The sequence below is a fragment of the Streptomyces sp. Ac-502 genome, assembly GCF_045222935.1.
Classification (GTDB): Bacteria; Actinomycetota; Actinomycetes; order Streptomycetales; family Streptomycetaceae; genus Streptomyces; species Streptomyces monomycini.
This window is the reverse complement of the sequence record NZ_JBHFFO010000001.1, coordinates 1,631,852-1,646,910: the sequence shown is the minus strand read 5'-3', so window position 1 is coordinate 1,646,910 and position 15,059 is coordinate 1,631,852. Positions and strand designations below refer to the sequence as shown.

Annotated in this window: 8 protein-coding genes and 2 pseudogenes; 6 read left to right on the top strand and 4 right to left on the bottom strand. The window is 75.2% G+C overall.

Features of this window, described 5'->3' with window-relative positions:
• Window positions 1-10 precede the first annotated feature (10 nt).
• On the bottom strand, window positions 11-3,304 hold the full coding sequence (locus ACEXOX_RS07315) for an ATP-binding protein (RefSeq protein WP_406519612.1): 3,294 nt from the start codon (window positions 3,302-3,304) through the stop codon (window positions 11-13).
• A gap of 247 nt (window positions 3,305-3,551) precedes the next feature.
• Between ACEXOX_RS07315 and ACEXOX_RS07310 the strand changes: the two are divergent.
• From ACEXOX_RS07310 to ACEXOX_RS07285, 6 genes and pseudogenes are all read left to right on the top strand, one after another.
• A pseudogene (locus ACEXOX_RS07310) lies at window positions 3,552-3,941 on the top strand (ATP-binding protein); the annotation flags it as partial.
• Between the two features lie 356 nt (window positions 3,942-4,297).
• Window positions 4,298-6,394, top strand: coding sequence for a LuxR C-terminal-related transcriptional regulator (locus ACEXOX_RS07305; protein WP_406519611.1), 2,097 nt, complete (start codon window positions 4,298-4,300; stop codon window positions 6,392-6,394).
• Window positions 6,391-6,963, top strand: coding sequence for an ATP-binding protein (locus ACEXOX_RS07300; protein ID WP_406519610.1), 573 nt, complete (start codon window positions 6,391-6,393; stop codon window positions 6,961-6,963). The genes ACEXOX_RS07305 and ACEXOX_RS07300 overlap by 4 nt, the downstream gene beginning before the upstream one ends.
• A gap of 1,570 nt (window positions 6,964-8,533) precedes the next feature.
• A complete protein-coding gene (locus ACEXOX_RS07295; protein ID WP_406519609.1) occupies window positions 8,534-8,887 on the top strand; it encodes a hypothetical protein in 354 nt (117 codons plus the stop codon).
• A gap of 41 nt (window positions 8,888-8,928) precedes the next feature.
• Window positions 8,929-9,063: a LuxR C-terminal-related transcriptional regulator gene (locus ACEXOX_RS07290; RefSeq protein WP_406519608.1), complete on the top strand. Its 135-nt coding sequence runs from the start codon at window positions 8,929-8,931 to the stop codon at window positions 9,061-9,063.
• Window positions 9,064-9,276: 213 nt separating this feature from the next.
• A complete protein-coding gene (locus tag ACEXOX_RS07285) occupies window positions 9,277-11,937 on the top strand; it encodes a LuxR C-terminal-related transcriptional regulator (protein WP_406519607.1) in 2,661 nt (886 codons plus the stop codon).
• Here ACEXOX_RS07285 and ACEXOX_RS07280 read toward each other — a convergent pair.
• From ACEXOX_RS07280 to ACEXOX_RS07270, 3 genes and pseudogenes are all read right to left on the bottom strand, one after another.
• Window positions 11,897-12,634, bottom strand: coding sequence for a BTAD domain-containing putative transcriptional regulator (locus ACEXOX_RS07280; protein WP_406519606.1), 738 nt, complete (start codon window positions 12,632-12,634; stop codon window positions 11,897-11,899). The genes ACEXOX_RS07285 and ACEXOX_RS07280 overlap by 41 nt on opposite strands.
• Window positions 12,635-12,907: 273 nt before the next feature.
• Window positions 12,908-13,417, bottom strand: a complete 510-nt coding sequence (locus ACEXOX_RS07275; RefSeq protein ID WP_406519605.1) for an allene oxide cyclase barrel-like domain-containing protein — start codon at window positions 13,415-13,417, stop codon at window positions 12,908-12,910.
• 85 nt (window positions 13,418-13,502) lie between these two features.
• Window positions 13,503-15,059: pseudogene (locus ACEXOX_RS07270) on the bottom strand (FAD-dependent monooxygenase); the annotation flags it as partial.

Sequence of the window (15,059 nt, the reverse complement as noted above, 5' to 3'; positions counted from 1 at the left end):
GAGCCCAGGCTCAGTGCAGCAACTCGTGAAGCAGACGGGTGGTGGGCAGCGCCATGCTCAAGTACGCCTGTTCCTGATGGCTCTCGACGGCGGACAGCAGCGACCGGAAGGTGGCCGCGGCCTCTTGCGGCCGTCCCGCGTGGTGCTGTGCCTGGCCGAGCAGGCCCAGGTGGAGGGCCTGGCGCAAATGCGTTCTGGAGCCGTCCAGTTCGGCGAGGCAGGAGTGCATCCTGGACAGGCCGTCGTCCGCCTGCCCCAGGTGGCTCAGTGCCCAGCCGTCCAGCAGGCCGAGCATCGCCTCCCAGTACCGCAGGCCGTGTTCCCCCGCCAAGCGGGCGCCTTCGGAGCCGGAGCGGTGGGCGGTCCGCGCGTCCCCCTCCCAGGCGGCCACCACCGCGTCCACGTACAGGGCGAACGACCGGTCGGAGGGCCTGCTGCCGTTCGTGGTGAGACTCAGCAGCTCCCGGCGGCGCTGCCCGGCGGCGCGGTGGTCGCCCAGCAGCCAGTGGGTGAAGGCGTCGTAGGAACGGCAGGAGACCCGCGGGTCGTGCTGGAAGGTGCGGGCCAGCGCGTGGTCCTCCCGTGCGAAGCGGTCCGCCAGTTCGACGGCCCGTTCCAGTTCGGCGAGCGCTTCCGGCAGCAGGCCGCGTACGTGCAGCACGATGCCCTCCCCGTACGCGGCGCCCAGCAGCGCCACCGGCTCCCCGCGCTGCTCCGCGATCTCCCGCAGCAGGCCGGAGAACTCGCGGGACTCCTCGTAGCGCCCGGTGACCAGGTACGCCGCGCACAGGGCCCAGAGCACCGAGGGATCCTCGGGGGTCCGGGTGACCGCCCTGAGGGCCCGGCCGTGCGCGAGCGCCCGCTCCGCTTCGGGGTGGCCGTAGCCGCGGGTGGTGGCCAGCGCCTGGCCGAGCTGGATGTGCAGCTGCTGTTCCAGCCGTACGGTCGCCGGCCGGTCCGGAGGCAGGAGACCGTTCAGGTGGATCGCCCGGCGCAGCCAGGTCTCCCGCTGTTCGTAGGCCAGGTGCTGTTCGGCGTGTTCGGCGGCGCGTACCAGGCGCGGAAGTATGTGTCCGGTGGGCAGGATGCTCCTGGCCTGCCAGGTGTGGTGGGCGACGCGCTCGACCTCCTGCCCCGTGATCCGGCCGTGGCCGCGGGCGGCCAGCACCTCGGCCACCCTGGCGTGCAGCCGTCGGCGGGCCTCGCTGCCCAGGTCGTCGACGAGCGTCTCCCGCACCAGGGCGTGCGCGAAGTGGAGCTGCCCGGGGTGGCGGGGGTCCTCGTCGAGCAGTCCGGCGTCGATCGCCGACTCCAGTGCCGAGCCGACCGGTTCGTCCGCGTCCGCCGCACGGCGCAGCAGATCCGTGTCGACCTCGGAGCCGATGACGGCGCACAGCCGCAGGACCGCCAGCACCGGCTCGGGCAGAGCGGCGAACCGCTGGTGCAGCACCTCCCGTACACCGGTCGGGACGCGTGCCAGCAGGACCTCCACCGCATCGGGCCGGTGCAGCCGCCGGGCGTCCCCCAGCAGGGACAGCAACTGCGCCACGAAGTACGGATTGCCCCCGCTGCGCCGGTGCAGCACCTCGACGACCTCGGCCGGGACCTCCTGGCCGGCCTGGGCCCGGACCAGGGAGGCGACGGACTCACGGGAGAGACCGTCCAGGCGTACGGTCCCGGACCGGGGGCCGCGCAGGATCTCGGCGAGCGTGCGGCGCAGCGTGGCGTCGGACTCCACCTCGAACTCGCGGCCCGTCAGCACGATGCTCAGCGGGTGCCCCTGACCGCGGGTGCTCAGCAGCCTGAGCAGGTCCAGGGACGCGGAGTCGGCCCAGTGCAGGTCTTCCAGGAGGAGCACCAGCGGGCGCTGCCTGGCGAGGGTGAGCAGGATCTCGCAGACGGCGTCGTGGACGAGGAAGCGGGCGTGTTCCCAGTCGGAGGGGGAGCCCGGCCGCTCGCCCAGCGTGCCGGTCCGCTCGGGCAGCAGCGGGCCCAGCAGGGCGCCGAAGGGCCGTGCCGCCTCGTCGAAGGCCGCGGGGCGGGTGGCGGACAGCCGTCGCAGGACTTGGGTCCACAGCCAGTACGGCGGCATGCCCTCGCCGGGGAAGCAGTGTCCCCACACTGCTTCCGGCGCGGTGCCGTCCCCGCCCGCGGGGGTGTCCTCCAGCCACGGTGCGAGTTCCAGCAGCAGCCGTGTCTTGCCCATGCCGGCCGGGCCGAACACGCCTGTCACCTGGCCGTGGCCGTCCTGCGCCGCCATCGCCGCGGTGGTCAGTCTGCGCAGCTCCCGGTGCCGACCGGTGAACGGCAGCGCACCGGCCGGGCACCCGGCGTCGCGGCCCTCGTCCGCCGCCGGCCCTTCGGCGGGCGGCGCCGGGACCTCGCGCCCGTCCGCCGCCGGTCCGTCGTCCGGCCGCGCCTGGGACGCGGGCAGGGCCGGCGCGGCGTCGGCCCGGGTGGCCGGAGGCGGCTCGGCATCCCGTACGGAACGGGGTGGTCTGGTCGGGCCGTCGTCGCCCGGCTCCTGCCGTACGATCGCGGCCCTCGTACGGCGGAGTTCGGCCGCGGTGTCCACGCCGAACTCCGTGACCAGGTGGCCGCGGGTGCGCTCGTACACCTCCAGGGCCTCGGCCCGCCGCCCCAGCCGGTGCAGGGCGTGCATCAGATGGCCGACCAGGCGCTCCCGGGCGGGGTGGGCGCGGGCCTCCGGCTCCAGGTCCGCCGCCACCTCCGCCGGGCGGCCCAGGTCCAGCCGGGTCCGGGCATGGGCCTCCACGGCGGTCAGCCGGATCTGTTCGAGCCGGTGCTGCTCGTCCCGGAGCGGCGGGTAGGCGTCGAACTCCGCGTACGGCGAGCCCCGCCACAGCCCGAGCGCCGCGGCGAGCCGCTGGTCGGCGCCGCGCGGATCACGCTGCTCCAGCCGTCGGCGCCCGGCCGCCACCAGCCGCTCGAAGCGGTGGACGTCGGTCTGCTCCGGCTCCAGTTCCAGGACGTACCCGGACGCGCGGTGCAGCAGGACCGGGGGACCGGCCGCGTCGACCACGGGGCGCAGCGCACGCCGCAGGTGGGACACGTGGCTCTGCAGCGCGGCGACGGGCCGGGCCGGCGGTTCCCGCGGCCACAACTCCTCCACCAGCAGATCCCGTGGCACCACCCGGCCCAGGCGTACGAGCAGCAGGGACAGCAGCGCCCGCCGGAGCGGCGGGCCGAGCGTCAGGGTGCGTCCGCCATGACGGGCCGACACCGGGCCCAGAACCCTCAGCAGAGGCTCGTCCGGGGCGGTGGCCGCCGGGTGTGAGGGCATGTCCGGTCCCAATCTGGCACGTACAAGAAATGCGTGTGGCCGGCGGGTGCCGTGCCGCGCACCACCGGCCGAAGTGGATCTTTCCATGGAAAAAGGCGGGCTCCAACCTGGCTTCCGGCCCCTTACGGGCAAACGGCAAGGATCCGGCAAGCGGTTGGCAAGGGGGCGGCGCACCATGCGCGAACTCAAGATCATCTGACAGTCCGGAGGACCGAATGCGACCGAGGACCCCTCGGCCGGCGGCCGGCTGGCAGGCCGTCATGCCGAACTGGCCGCCCTGGTCCAGGCCGCCGAGGAGGCCCGCACCGGAACGGCCCGCCGCGTGGTGGTGCGCGGCGCGGCCGGAACCGGCAAGACCAGCCTGCTGCGGGCCCTCCGTCGCGACCCCCGGCTGCGCGGCGCCACCGTGCTGGACACGGGCTGTGAGGAACGGCACAGCCAGGAAGAACACGGCGCGCTGCGACGCCTGCTCCCGGACGCGGAGCGCCTGCCGTCCGGCGGCAGCGGCACCTGGCAGGCGGTGGCCGACGCGATCGGCCGGGGCCCGGGAGTGCTCGTCGTCGACGACGCGCAGTGGTGCGACGAACGCTCGTTACGCCGGCTGGAACGCCTCCCGCGCGAGGCGGAGGGCCTGCCCCTGCTGATCGTCCTGGCCTGGGGCGCGCACGGCACCGGCTCCGCCAGAGCCACGCTCGGTACGCTCGTCCGCCAGCCCGGAACCCGCCTGGTCACACTGGAAGCGCTGCGCGAGACCGCCGTGGGCGAGGTCGTGGGACGCACCTTCGGCACACCGCCCGACCCCGCCTTCGTCCGGCGCTGCGCCGCCCTCTCCGGCGGCAACCCCTGCTCCTGCGCCACCTGCTGGTGCGCCTCCGCCGCCGCGGGACGCCGCCGGCCGGCGACGCCGTCGGCCATGCCGACGAGGGCTGGCACGAGGCGCGTACCGCCGTGGTCCGCGCCCACCTCGGACGGCTGCCCGAGGAGCGGCGCCGGGTGCTGCGCGCGGCCGCCGTCCTCGGCTGGACCGGCGCCCCGCCGCCCGCCGCTGCCGCCGACGGCCACCCGGCCACGCCCGAACGCGTCGGAGCGCTCGCCGGGGTGTCCGCCTGGCAGGCGTCCGAAATCCTCGGCGGCTACGGTGACATCCCGCCGATCGGTGAACCGGAAAGCCTGCGCGCCATCGTGCTGGCGACCACACCGCCCGAGGAACTGACGGACCTGCGCACCCGCGCCGCCCGGCTGCTCAACGACGAGGGCTGCCCGGCGCACGACGTCGCCGCGCACCTGCTGCTCCTGCCCCGGCTCACGGAGGCGTGGATGCTCGGCGTGTTGCGGGACGCCGCCGAGCAGGCCCGGTGGTCCGGCACCCCCGCGGAGGCCGTCCCCTGCCTGCGCCTGCTGCTGGCGCACGAGCGGGAGGAGCACGGCCGGGTGCGTACCGGACTGGAACTGGCCGCGGCGCTGGTGACCACCGACCCGTCGGCCGCGCTGGACGTCCTGGAACGCCTGCTGCACGAGACCGCCGACGCCCGGCTGCATGCCCTGGCCGCCGTACAGTTCGGTACGACCGCGGTGGCCACCGGGAACCCTTCGGCGGCCTTCGACGTCCTCTCCCACGCCCGGCGGACGCTGGGGGAGGTCTCCGCATCGGACACCGGCCCGGCCGACCGCGAGCTGGGCCGGAGGGCCGAGGCCGCTCTCCTGTTCGCCGCCCTGCACGACAGGCCGGCCTCCGCGGCGCTGGGCACACGGGTACGGGACGCGGCCGGCCGGGCGCCGGACGGCGCCGCCGGCCTGCTCCCCAGAGCCCTGCTGGGCGCCGTCGAAGGAACCTCCGCCCGTACCGTGGCCGACCTGGCGGACCGGGCCGTACGGGCCGGGGAGACCGAGGTACCCGACTGGATGCGGGTCCAGGCGGCCCTGGTCTGCTACCTGGCCGACGAGCCCGGCATGACGCTGGAAATGCTGGGCCTGGCCCTGGCCGACAGCGCCGGGTGCGTGCCCCGCTGGGCGCTGCTGGCCGCCCGTTCGACCGTGCGCCACCGGCTGGGGGACATCCCTGCCGCGACCGCCGACGCGCGCGCCGCGCTGGAGGGCATGCGCCACCCCGGGCAGCGCACCTGCTCCGCCTCCCCGCTCGCCGCGTGGGCGAGGGTGCAGCTGGAACGGTTCGGGCCCGATGCCGCGAAGCCGGTGCTCGACCAGGTGACCGAACGTCACCTGAAGTACTCGGTCCTGGACGAGCCCTACTACCTGTCCGTGCGGGCCCAGGAGCGGCTGCACCGCGGTGACCTGGAAGGCGCCCTGGCCCACGCCCGCGCGTGCGGGCGGTGGCTGGACGACGCGGGCCTGACCAATCCCGCCTGGGGGCCCTGGCGCTTCCTGGCCGTCACGGCCCTGACAGGGCTCGGGCGCACCGGCGAGGCTGCCGAACTCGCCGACGCCGGCCTGGAACCCGCCCGGCGCTGGGGCACCCGCCACGCCGTCGGCCTGGCCCTCCTCACCTGCGGTATCGCGTCGGCCGGCGACCGGCGCGTCGCCCTGCTGGAGCAGGCGGTCCACGAGCTGTCCCGGACCCAGGCGCGGTTGGACCGGGCCCGGGCCCACATGCTGCTGGGCAGCGCCCTGGCATGGCGGGGCGACGCCGAGGGGGCGTACCGGCGGCTGTGGGACGCGTACGAGACGGCGCGGCACTGCGGCTCGTCCGCCCTGACGGCCAAGATCCTCGGCGTCCTGGCCACCGCGGACGGCGGCGCCCGCCGGACGGCCGGCGCCCTGGCCCGGCTGAGCCCGACGGAGTGGCAGGTGGCAGGGTCGGCGGCGCGGGGCGCCAGCAACCGTGAGATCGCGGAGACCCTGTTCCTCGGCCGGCGGACCGTGGAGATGCACCTCACCTCCGTCTACCGCAAACTCGGCCTGGCGGGGCGGGCGGGACTGCCCGGCGCGCTCGCGCTGCGTACCGTACGTCCGGGGCCTTCCACGGCACGGCCCGCGGCCCCGCCTGCGTCATCGCCCGCCTCACCGTCATCGCCCGCGTCGCCGTCGTCCTCGCTGTCCGTGTACCGCTCCCCGTACCCGGAGACGACATGACGGGAACGGCGGAGCGCCCGGGCGGTCCGGACGTACGGCTGGTCGAGCGGGACACGGAACTGCGCGCCGTCCGCGCGGTCGTCGACGGGCTGCTCGCGGGACGGCCGGCGGTGGTCATGATCGAAGGGCCTCCGGGCAGCGGCCGCAGCGCGGTGCTGCGGGACGCGGTCGCCAGGGCCCGTGCGGCGGGGTGCACCGTGCCGGTCGCGCACGGCTCTCCGGCGGAGGCGGACCTGCCCCGGGGTGTCGTCTCCCAACTCCTCGTGCGGCTCGGCCCGGAAGCGGACCGCGAGGTCTCCACCACCCCGCTGCCCGGACTGTGCCGGCCGTTCCTCGCCGCCGCCCGTGAGCGGCCGCTGCTGCTGGCCGTCGACGACGTGCAGTGGTGCGACCCGCAGTCGCGGCAGTGGCTGGAATCGATGCTCCGGCGGGTCCGCCACGTCCCCATGGCGATCCTCGTCGCCGGGACGTCCGGAACTCTCCCCTCACCGGGCCCGGAACGGCCGGTCGCGCCACGGGGGCCCGGGCCGGTGTCCCGGACACCACCCGGCTCCGGCTCCGTCCGCTGACCCGGGACGGTGTGGCCGCCGTGCTCGCCACCGCCTGCGGGGGCCCAGCAGGGGAAGAACTCGTCGACGCGGCAGCCGTGGCCTGCGAGGGCAGCCCCGCCGTACTGCACAGCGTGCTGGAAACGCTCCGGGCGGACGGGCTCGCCCCGACCGCGGCCCGACTGCCGGGGCTCGCGGCCGAGTGTGTCCAGGTCCGTACCGCCCGGCAGGTGGACGGGCTCTCCGCCGAACTCACCGCCCTGCTCAGGGTGATCGCCGTGTGCGGGCCGCACCTCGGCCCGGCCGAACTGGGCGACCTGGCCGGGCTGCACACCCTGTCGGCAGGCCCGGCGTTGCGCCGGCTGGCCCGGTCCGGTCTCGTGCTGGACGGCGACCACCCCCGCGCCCCGAAGAGCGTCGCCGACTGCGTACTCGCCGGGATGACCCACCAGGAACGCACCGCGCTGCACACCCGGGCCGCCGGATTCGGCCACCGCGCGGCCCTCCCCGAATCCACCCTCGCCGAACTGCTGCTCGGCGCCCCGCCGGACGGCGCCGACTGGGCGGTCACCGCTCTGGCGGGGACGGCCGCCCGCTGCCGCACCACGGACCCGGACCGTGCCGTCCGCTACCTGGAACGCGCCCTGGCCGAACCGCTCGACGTCCACGGCCGGTCGCACCTGCTCGTCGACCGGGGCGCGGCATCCGTCACCGGCACCCCCGACAGCGGCGACCACTCGCTGTGGGGTGTGCTCAGCAGCCCCGACCACGGCGTACCGCACACGGCCCGGCTGCGCGCCGCCGACCTGCTCACGGCCTGGGGCAACGCGGCGACGGTGCGCCACGGAACCGCACTGGCCTGGGCCCGCCCGGGCGCGGAGGACGCGGAGCGCGCCGCCTACCAGGCCCTGTACTGGCTGATCGAGGACGCCGCGCCCCGGGAGGAAGCGGTGGACATCCCATTGGTGGCACCCCTGCCCGAAGAGCCCCGCGGGCCTGCCCAGACGGGCGCGCTGGCGCTGCGTACCGCTCTGACCATGGCTCTCCCGCCAGGCAGAGTACGGGAGCTGGCCCGGGCCACGCTGTGCCACGTTCCCGGCCACCCGCGGCTGTTCACCGTGCGGCTCGCATCCTGTTTCACACTGGGCCTGGCCGACGCGTACGACGACGCCATGGCCCACCTGGACGACATCGTCGCCGAGGCCAGGACCGAGGGGATACGCACCGCCGTCGTCGCGGCGCTGAACATCCGCGCGGCCGTCGCCCTGCGCCGGGGATGGCTGGAGGAGACGGAACGCGACCTCGCGGAGATCGCCTGGGCGACGCCGACTGGCTCCGCGCCGGTGAAGACCCGGCCGCTGGCCGTGGCCCTGCGCGTCATGCTGCACCTGGAGCGGAACGAGGTGGACGACGCCCGGCTGGCGGCGGCCGCCGACCTCCCCGCGCGGTCGGTCAACGGACTGTGGTGGCCGATGTTCCTCTACGCCAGGGGGCGGCTGGGGCTGCGGACCGGTGACCACCAGGCGGCGCTGGCCGACCTGTCGGAGTGCGGGCAGGCGCTGCTGTCCCGGGGTGGCGCAACCCCGCCGTCGTGCCGTGGCGGGCCGCCGCCGCTGCCGCCCGGCTGGGCTGCGGAGACCGGCCCGGTGCCGAGCGGCTGGCGGCGGCGGAGCACGCGGCCGCCGAAACCTGGGGGACCAGGAGCGCCCGGGGCAACGGGCTGCTCGCCCTGGCCCTGGCGGCCGACGGCGACCGGGCCCGCGCGGCCAGGGCCGAGGCCGCCCGGCTGCTCGCCGAGGACCCTCCCCCGAATGGTCCTCGACCCGCCGCGCACACCGCCTCCGGCAGCTCATCGGCTCGCCCGTCCCGGGCCCCGCCCCTTCGCGGGCCGACACTCCGGAAGCACCCGCGGAGGACGGCTGCACCCCGGCCGGCGGGCGGCTGACCGCGGCCGAGTCGCGGATCGCCGGACTCGTCCGCGACGGTATGACCAACACAGCGATAGCGGAGCACCTCTCGGTGTCCCGCCGGATGGTGGAGATGCACCTGACCAGGACCTACCGCAAGCTCGGCGTCGACGGCAGGGCCGCGCTCCGCCGCTCGCCCGCGGTGCGGGGCTGATCCGCGTGCTGCTGGAACGTGAAGCCGAACTGCGCGCGCTGACCGGGACGCCGGACCCGGCCGCCGGAGCGGGCAGCCCCTCACCGTCGTCGTCGGCGGCTTCGGCGCGGGCAAGAGCGAACTGCTCGACGAGGTGTCGGCACGGGCGGAGGACACCGGGACACGCGTACTGCGGGCCGACGCCGCCTGGTCGGAACGGGACTTCCCCTCGGCGTGGTCCACCAGCTCTTCGAGCCCGCACAGGCAGACGGCATGCTCCTGTACGACCCCGCGTCGCCGGAGGAGGCGGTACCCCACCCCGTACTGCGGCGACTGCGCGCCCAGATGGCGGACATCGCCGCCGACGCGCCGTTGCTGATCGCCGTGGACGATCTGCACTGGGCCGACGAGGCGTCGCTGCGCTGGCTCGCGTACGTCGCCAAGCGCCCCCTGGCGAGGCCCGTCACCGTCGTGGCCACCCTCGCCGACGGAGACCCCCGGGGTGCCACCCCGCTGGTGCGGGACATCCTGGAGAGCAGTGCGGCGGTGCTACGGCTGCGCCCGCTGTCCCGGCAGGCCGTACGAGCTATGGTGGAGCGGCAGTTCGGCGAACCGGCGGACGAGGCGTTCGCGGACGCCTGCCATCGTGCCGCCGGCGGCAACCCGATGCTCACCGTCCACCTCGGCGACGAGCTGCACCGGGCGGGCCTGCGGCCGTCCGCCGAACACGCCGGGGCCGTCGCCCGGGTCTGCCCGTCCCCGCTCAGGGACCACCTCACCCTGCTTATCAGACAACTCCCGTCGCCCGTGCCCGAGTTCGCCACAGCCCTCGCGGTACTGGCCGAACAGGCGGACCGGTCACTGGTGGGCACGCTGGCCGGACTGGACCCGGTCGGCTGCGCCGTCGCCGAACGGGCCCTGCGCGGGCTGGGCCTGCTCGCCCCGCACCCGGACGGCCGCCCGCCAGCCTTCCCGCACCAGGTCGTCCTCGAAGCCGCGCGGGAGACCGTCGCCGCGGCGGACCTGCACCGGCTCATGGGCGACGCCGCGGTGCTGCTGCACCGTACGGGACACCCCGCCGAACAGGTCGCGGCCCGCCTGATGGCCGCGCACCCGGACACCTCCCGCGACGGGCGGTGGGCCGTCACCGTGCTGCGTGCCGCGGCGGAAGCCGCCCTCGACCGCGGCGCGCCGCAAGAGGCGGTGTGCTACCTGCGGCGGGCCCTGCGCGAGACGTCCACGGACGGCGAGGACCGGGCCGCCGTCCTGGTCGACCTGGCCGGCGTGGAGCGGGTCTACGACCCCTGGATGGCCGCGCGCCACGCGTCGCAGGCCGTGCCCCTGCTGCCCTCGGCCAGACAACGGGCCGTGGCGCTGACCCGCATCTCACCGCCCGTCTTCGACACCGCGCCACCGCAGACGGCCGCCCTGCTGCGCACGGTCGAGGCCGCCCTGGCCCCCGGAGCCCCGGAGGAGGTGGAGCACCAGCTGTCCCTGCGCCTGCGGGCCCGCCTGCACTGCGCGGAGCCCACCACCCCGGAACGCCTGGCGGGGGCGGTGCGGCGGCTGCGGGACCTGGGGCCCGAGCCGCGCCTGTCGACGATCGCGGAACGCGAGCTGGCGACCGTCATGCTGCACGACGCGATGGCGGCCGGGCAGGTCACGCGCGCGGACACGCTACGGCTCGCCCGCAGAATCCTGGCCCACGAGCCCCCGGTGCCCGAAGTCACCTACACCACCCTGCCGTTGCTGCTGCTCATCCTCCTGTCGGCGGACGCGCTGGAGGGCCTGCCGGCCTGGACGCAGACCCTGCTGGACCGGGCCGTGGAACAGAACGCGCTGGTCCCCCGGGTGATGGCGGGCACCGGCCGGTCCCTGGTGCTGCTGTCTTCCGGGGACATGACGCGGGCCAGGGCACTCGCGCTGGAGACGCGGCGACTGGCCGTCGACTGCTGGCCGTCGAACACCGCGGCCACCATCGCGCTGTCCATGGTCGCCATCGAGACCATGGATGCCCGCTTGTGCGACCGTCTCGTCGACGAGGGCGCCGGCCCCGAGAGCCCGGACGTCACCGACGTCTACCGCGGTGTCAGTCACCGGATGCTGCGGGGCCAGCAGGCCTGGCTCCGACGCGACCCGGCGGCGGCCGCCGACCACTTCCTCGCCTGCGGCAGGCGCCTGGAACAGGCCGGATGGCGCGACTCGGCCCTCTTTCCCTGGCGCTCCCTGGCGGCCCTCGCGCTGCACCGCCTCGGCGACCGGGCGGCCGCCGACGAACTGACCCGGGAAGCGTGCGACCGCACCCGGGCGTGGGGAGCCCCGGCGGCACTCGGCCGGGCGCTCAGGGTGCGGGGCACCCTGAGCGAAGGCGCGCCCGGCACCGCCCTGCTGACGGAGGCGGTGGAAGTGCTGCGCGCCTCGCACAACCGGCTGGAGCTGGCCCGGGCCCTGCTGGAACTGGGCCGGCTGCGCGCCCGGGAAGGGGACCGGCGGGCCACCGCCCTGCTGCGCGAGGGCACGGCGCTCGCCGGGGAATGCGGCGTGCCCGACCTCGCCGCCCGCACCGGCAGCCCGTCCACCGCCTGGGCCGCGGTGCCCGCCGGGCCCACCGGCGGGCAGCTCACCGCCGCCCGGCTGGCCGCCCGCGGCCTGAGCAACCGCGAGATCGCGGCGGAACTCGGGGTGACCCAGCGGGCCGTGGAGAAGCACCTCACCGCCGTGTACCGGAAGCTGAACGTCTCCGGGCGGTCCCGGCTGGCCGAGGCACTGCACCAGCTGGAGAACGGCCGGCCGCCCGCCCCGGGAATGCCGCGCCTTTCGGTCCCGGCGGACATTCCGCCGGGGCCCGGTACGGTTATGCCGCCGCCTTCGCGTGGAAATCCTCGTCCGCGGTGAGCACCGCGTGGTGGACGCGCCGGGTCGCCAGGCACGGCTCCAGGCCGAGTTCCTTCTGGAGAATGTTCCGGGCGAGCTGATAGACCCGCAGCGCGTCGGCCCGGCGGTCACAGCGGTGCAGCGCCATGATGAGCTGACGGTGGAACGCCTCGTGCAGAGGGTGCTGGGCGAAAAGGGTTTGCAGGCGGCTGACCGTGTCACGGTGGCGGCCCAGCGCGATCTCGGATTCCAGCAGGGATTCCGTGCAGGACAGCCGCAGTTCGTCGAGCCAGTTCGCGAAACCGTTGACGATCGGACCGCCGCGCAGCCCCACCAGGGAGTCCTCGCCGGCCAGGTCCAGGGCGCCGCGCAGCGCCTCCACGGCCTCGTGGTGCCGCCCGGCCTGCGACGCCTCCTGCCCCCGCGCGGCGAGGTCGGCGAAGACCTGGGCGTCCAGCTCACCCGGCTCGACACGGATGAAGTAGCCGGGCGAGCGCGTGATCACCGGGCTTTCCGGCATTCCGCACGAGCGCAGGAATTTGCGGAGTTCGCAGATACGGACGTGTACGGTCGTGGTGGCCCGCAGCGGTGACCGGTCGCCCCAGATTTCCGGTATGAGTTCGTCGATCGGCACCACGCGGTTCGCTCTCGCCAGCAGCGCCGCGAGGATGACCTCCTTCTTGTGGGCCGAAAGGAAGGCCGGCTCGCCGTCGTGCATGACGTGAAGTTTTCCCAGAATCCTGTACCGCACGTGCTACTCCAAGTTTCTGGCCGGAGAATGCGGCGCCGTTTCGCGCCGTGCCCGGACCGACTGGGTGAAAACGTAGCCAGCCGTGCTCAAGACGGTCAATGAACCGCGGCAAAGCATGCGGTACGGGTACGGACCGAACCCCATGGTTCGGTACGGAGTGCGGAGGCGGCGGTGCGCCGCGTACGGGCGGGCCGCGTACGGGAGCGAGCGGGGGCGGCGGCGCACCGCCGCCCCGGGGACTCAGCGGCTCACCGCACCGCACAACACAAGGTTTGCCCGGAAACGCTTCCGGAGAACCTCGCTGCGCAGCTCGCGTACCCCGACCTTGCCGAGGAACCGGCCGCCGGTCCCCACCGCGTGGAGCGCCTGCCACTCCCCGGCGAGGATGGCGTTCACGTCGATCCAGCCGGCCGTCTGGATCTGCCCGTCGGGCAGGTCGATCTCCTCGCGGTAGAACGCCATCAGCCGGCCGTCGGCCTGCTTGAGGACCTTCCAGCTGTGCCCGATCAGATGGCCCACCGAGGCGCCGTCGGTGTCGAAGAACTCGTCCGTGTGGGTGCTGCGGTCCCCGGCGTGGAAGCCGGACTCCTCGACGGCCCGGTAGTCGAGGTCGACCGTCTCGCTCAGGCCGGTGAGGGTGAAGCAGTCGTCGGAGGGCTCCTCCGTCACGGCCGCGGGCTTGGTGTCCATGCCGGCCGCGCAGGCGGAGCACATCGATACGGCGGCGGTGAAGGGGTCGATCAGCGGCATGTCGGTTCCTCTCGGTACGGGAAAACGCGGGGTGGGGAATGCGGTTGGTCCAGGGGTTCGGTAGAAGGTGGTGCGGTGGGTCCGCTCACCGGGGGTCCGTGGCGGAGGCCGGGCCGAACCAGCGGTGCAGGGCGGCCTCCAGGGCCCGGAGGTCCACGGGGCGGTTGCGGGGCGCGGCCCAGGCGACATGGCCGTCCGGCCTGATCAGTACGGCGGCCAGGTCGTCGTCCGTACCGTGCGACCCGTCCGTACCGTCCGTGCCCTCCGTACCGCCCGTGGCGGCGACTGCGGTGACGGTGGCGGCGACCGTGTCCACCCGGGCCGCCCAGCCGTCCGCCGCGCCCTTCAGGCCGGGATCGCCGCTCAGGTCCAGCAGGACGCCCCGGGCCCGCTCCAGCAGCCGCAGCGTGCTGGTCCCGCGCCCGTCCGGGGTGGTCAGCTCGCGGTGCGGCATCCGCATGCCCACCAGCGGGTGCGCGTCGCCCAGGTCGTACCGTACGTCGACCGCGCTCAGCTCCCCGGCGAGCCGCTCGTTGACCTCCGGCGCCTCCAGGGACTCGGCGAAGACCGTGCGCAGCGCGTCGATGTCGGGCCCCGGCGCCATCAGCGCGTTCTGGGCGCGGGTGTTGAGCAGGACGCGGGCGGCCACCGGGTGGCGCTCGCGCTCGTAGCTGTCCAGCAGGCCCGCGGGCGCCCGGCCGTGGACCTCGGCCGCGAGCTTCCAGCCCAGGTTCACGGCGTCCTGCACCCCGAGGTTGAGCCCCTGGCCGCCGAACGGCGGATGCACATGGGCCGCGTCACCGGCCAGCAGCACCCGCCCGATGCGGTAACGCGCCGCCTGCCGGGTGGTGTTGCCGAACCGGCTCACCCAGTGCGGCGTCGCCCCGGACAGGTCGATGCCGGCGACCGCGGCCGCCGCCTCGCACACCTCCGCGAAGCTCGGCGCCTCCGCGCGCCGCACCGGCGGCCGGGAGGAGTCGCCGATGATGAACCGCAGGACGTCCTCGCCCGAGGGCGACACGGCCACCGCCGAGACCGCCATCCAGCCCCGCCCGGTACGGACGAAGGGGAACGGGTGCAGTTTGAGGCCGGGCAGGTCGCGGCTGATGCCGGAGACGTCCGCCAGCAGCACGTCCGCGGTGGCGTCGGTGCCGGGGAAGTCCACGTCGGTGAGTGCCCTGACCGCACTGCGCCCCCGTCGCAGCCCACGGCGTAGGCGGCCCGCAGCAGGTAAGGGCCGTCCGGGCCCGTCACCTCGATCTCGACGGCCTCCTCGTCCTGCCGCAGGCCGGTGACCGCGTGGCCGTACCGGATCTCCGCGCCCAACGCGGCCGCCCGTTCGGCGAGCACCCGCTCGATGCGGGCCTGCGGCAGCAGCATGACGGCGTGCGGGCTGTCCAGCACGCCCAGGTCCACACCCACCGGCAGCAGCGCGAAGTGGCTGTACCGGCCCGTGCGGCTGCCGGTGAACGACTCCAGGATGCCCCGCTGGTCCCAGATCTCGACCGTGCGCGCGTAGACGCCCGGCGCCCGCGATTCGCGGTCGTCGGTGCCGCCCGGCCGCTTCTCCAGTATCACCACGTCCACGTCGGCCAGCCGGAGTTCGGCGGCCAGCATCAGCCCGGTCGGGCCCGCCCCGCAG

Coding starts and splice junctions, on each gene's coding strand:
- ACEXOX_RS07315 (WP_406519612.1), bottom strand. CDS start 3,304: ATGCCCTCACACCCGGCGGCCACCGCCCCGGACGAGCCTCTGCTGAGG.
- ACEXOX_RS07300 (WP_406519610.1), top strand. CDS start 6,391: ATGACGGGAACGGCGGAGCGCCCGGGCGGTCCGGACGTACGGCTGGTC.
- ACEXOX_RS07290 (WP_406519608.1), top strand. CDS start 8,929: ATGACCAACACAGCGATAGCGGAGCACCTCTCGGTGTCCCGCCGGATG.
- ACEXOX_RS07280 (WP_406519606.1), bottom strand. CDS start 12,634: ATGCACGACGGCGAGCCGGCCTTCCTTTCGGCCCACAAGAAGGAGGTC.
- ACEXOX_RS07275 (WP_406519605.1), bottom strand. CDS start 13,417: ATGCCGCTGATCGACCCCTTCACCGCCGCCGTATCGATGTGCTCCGCC.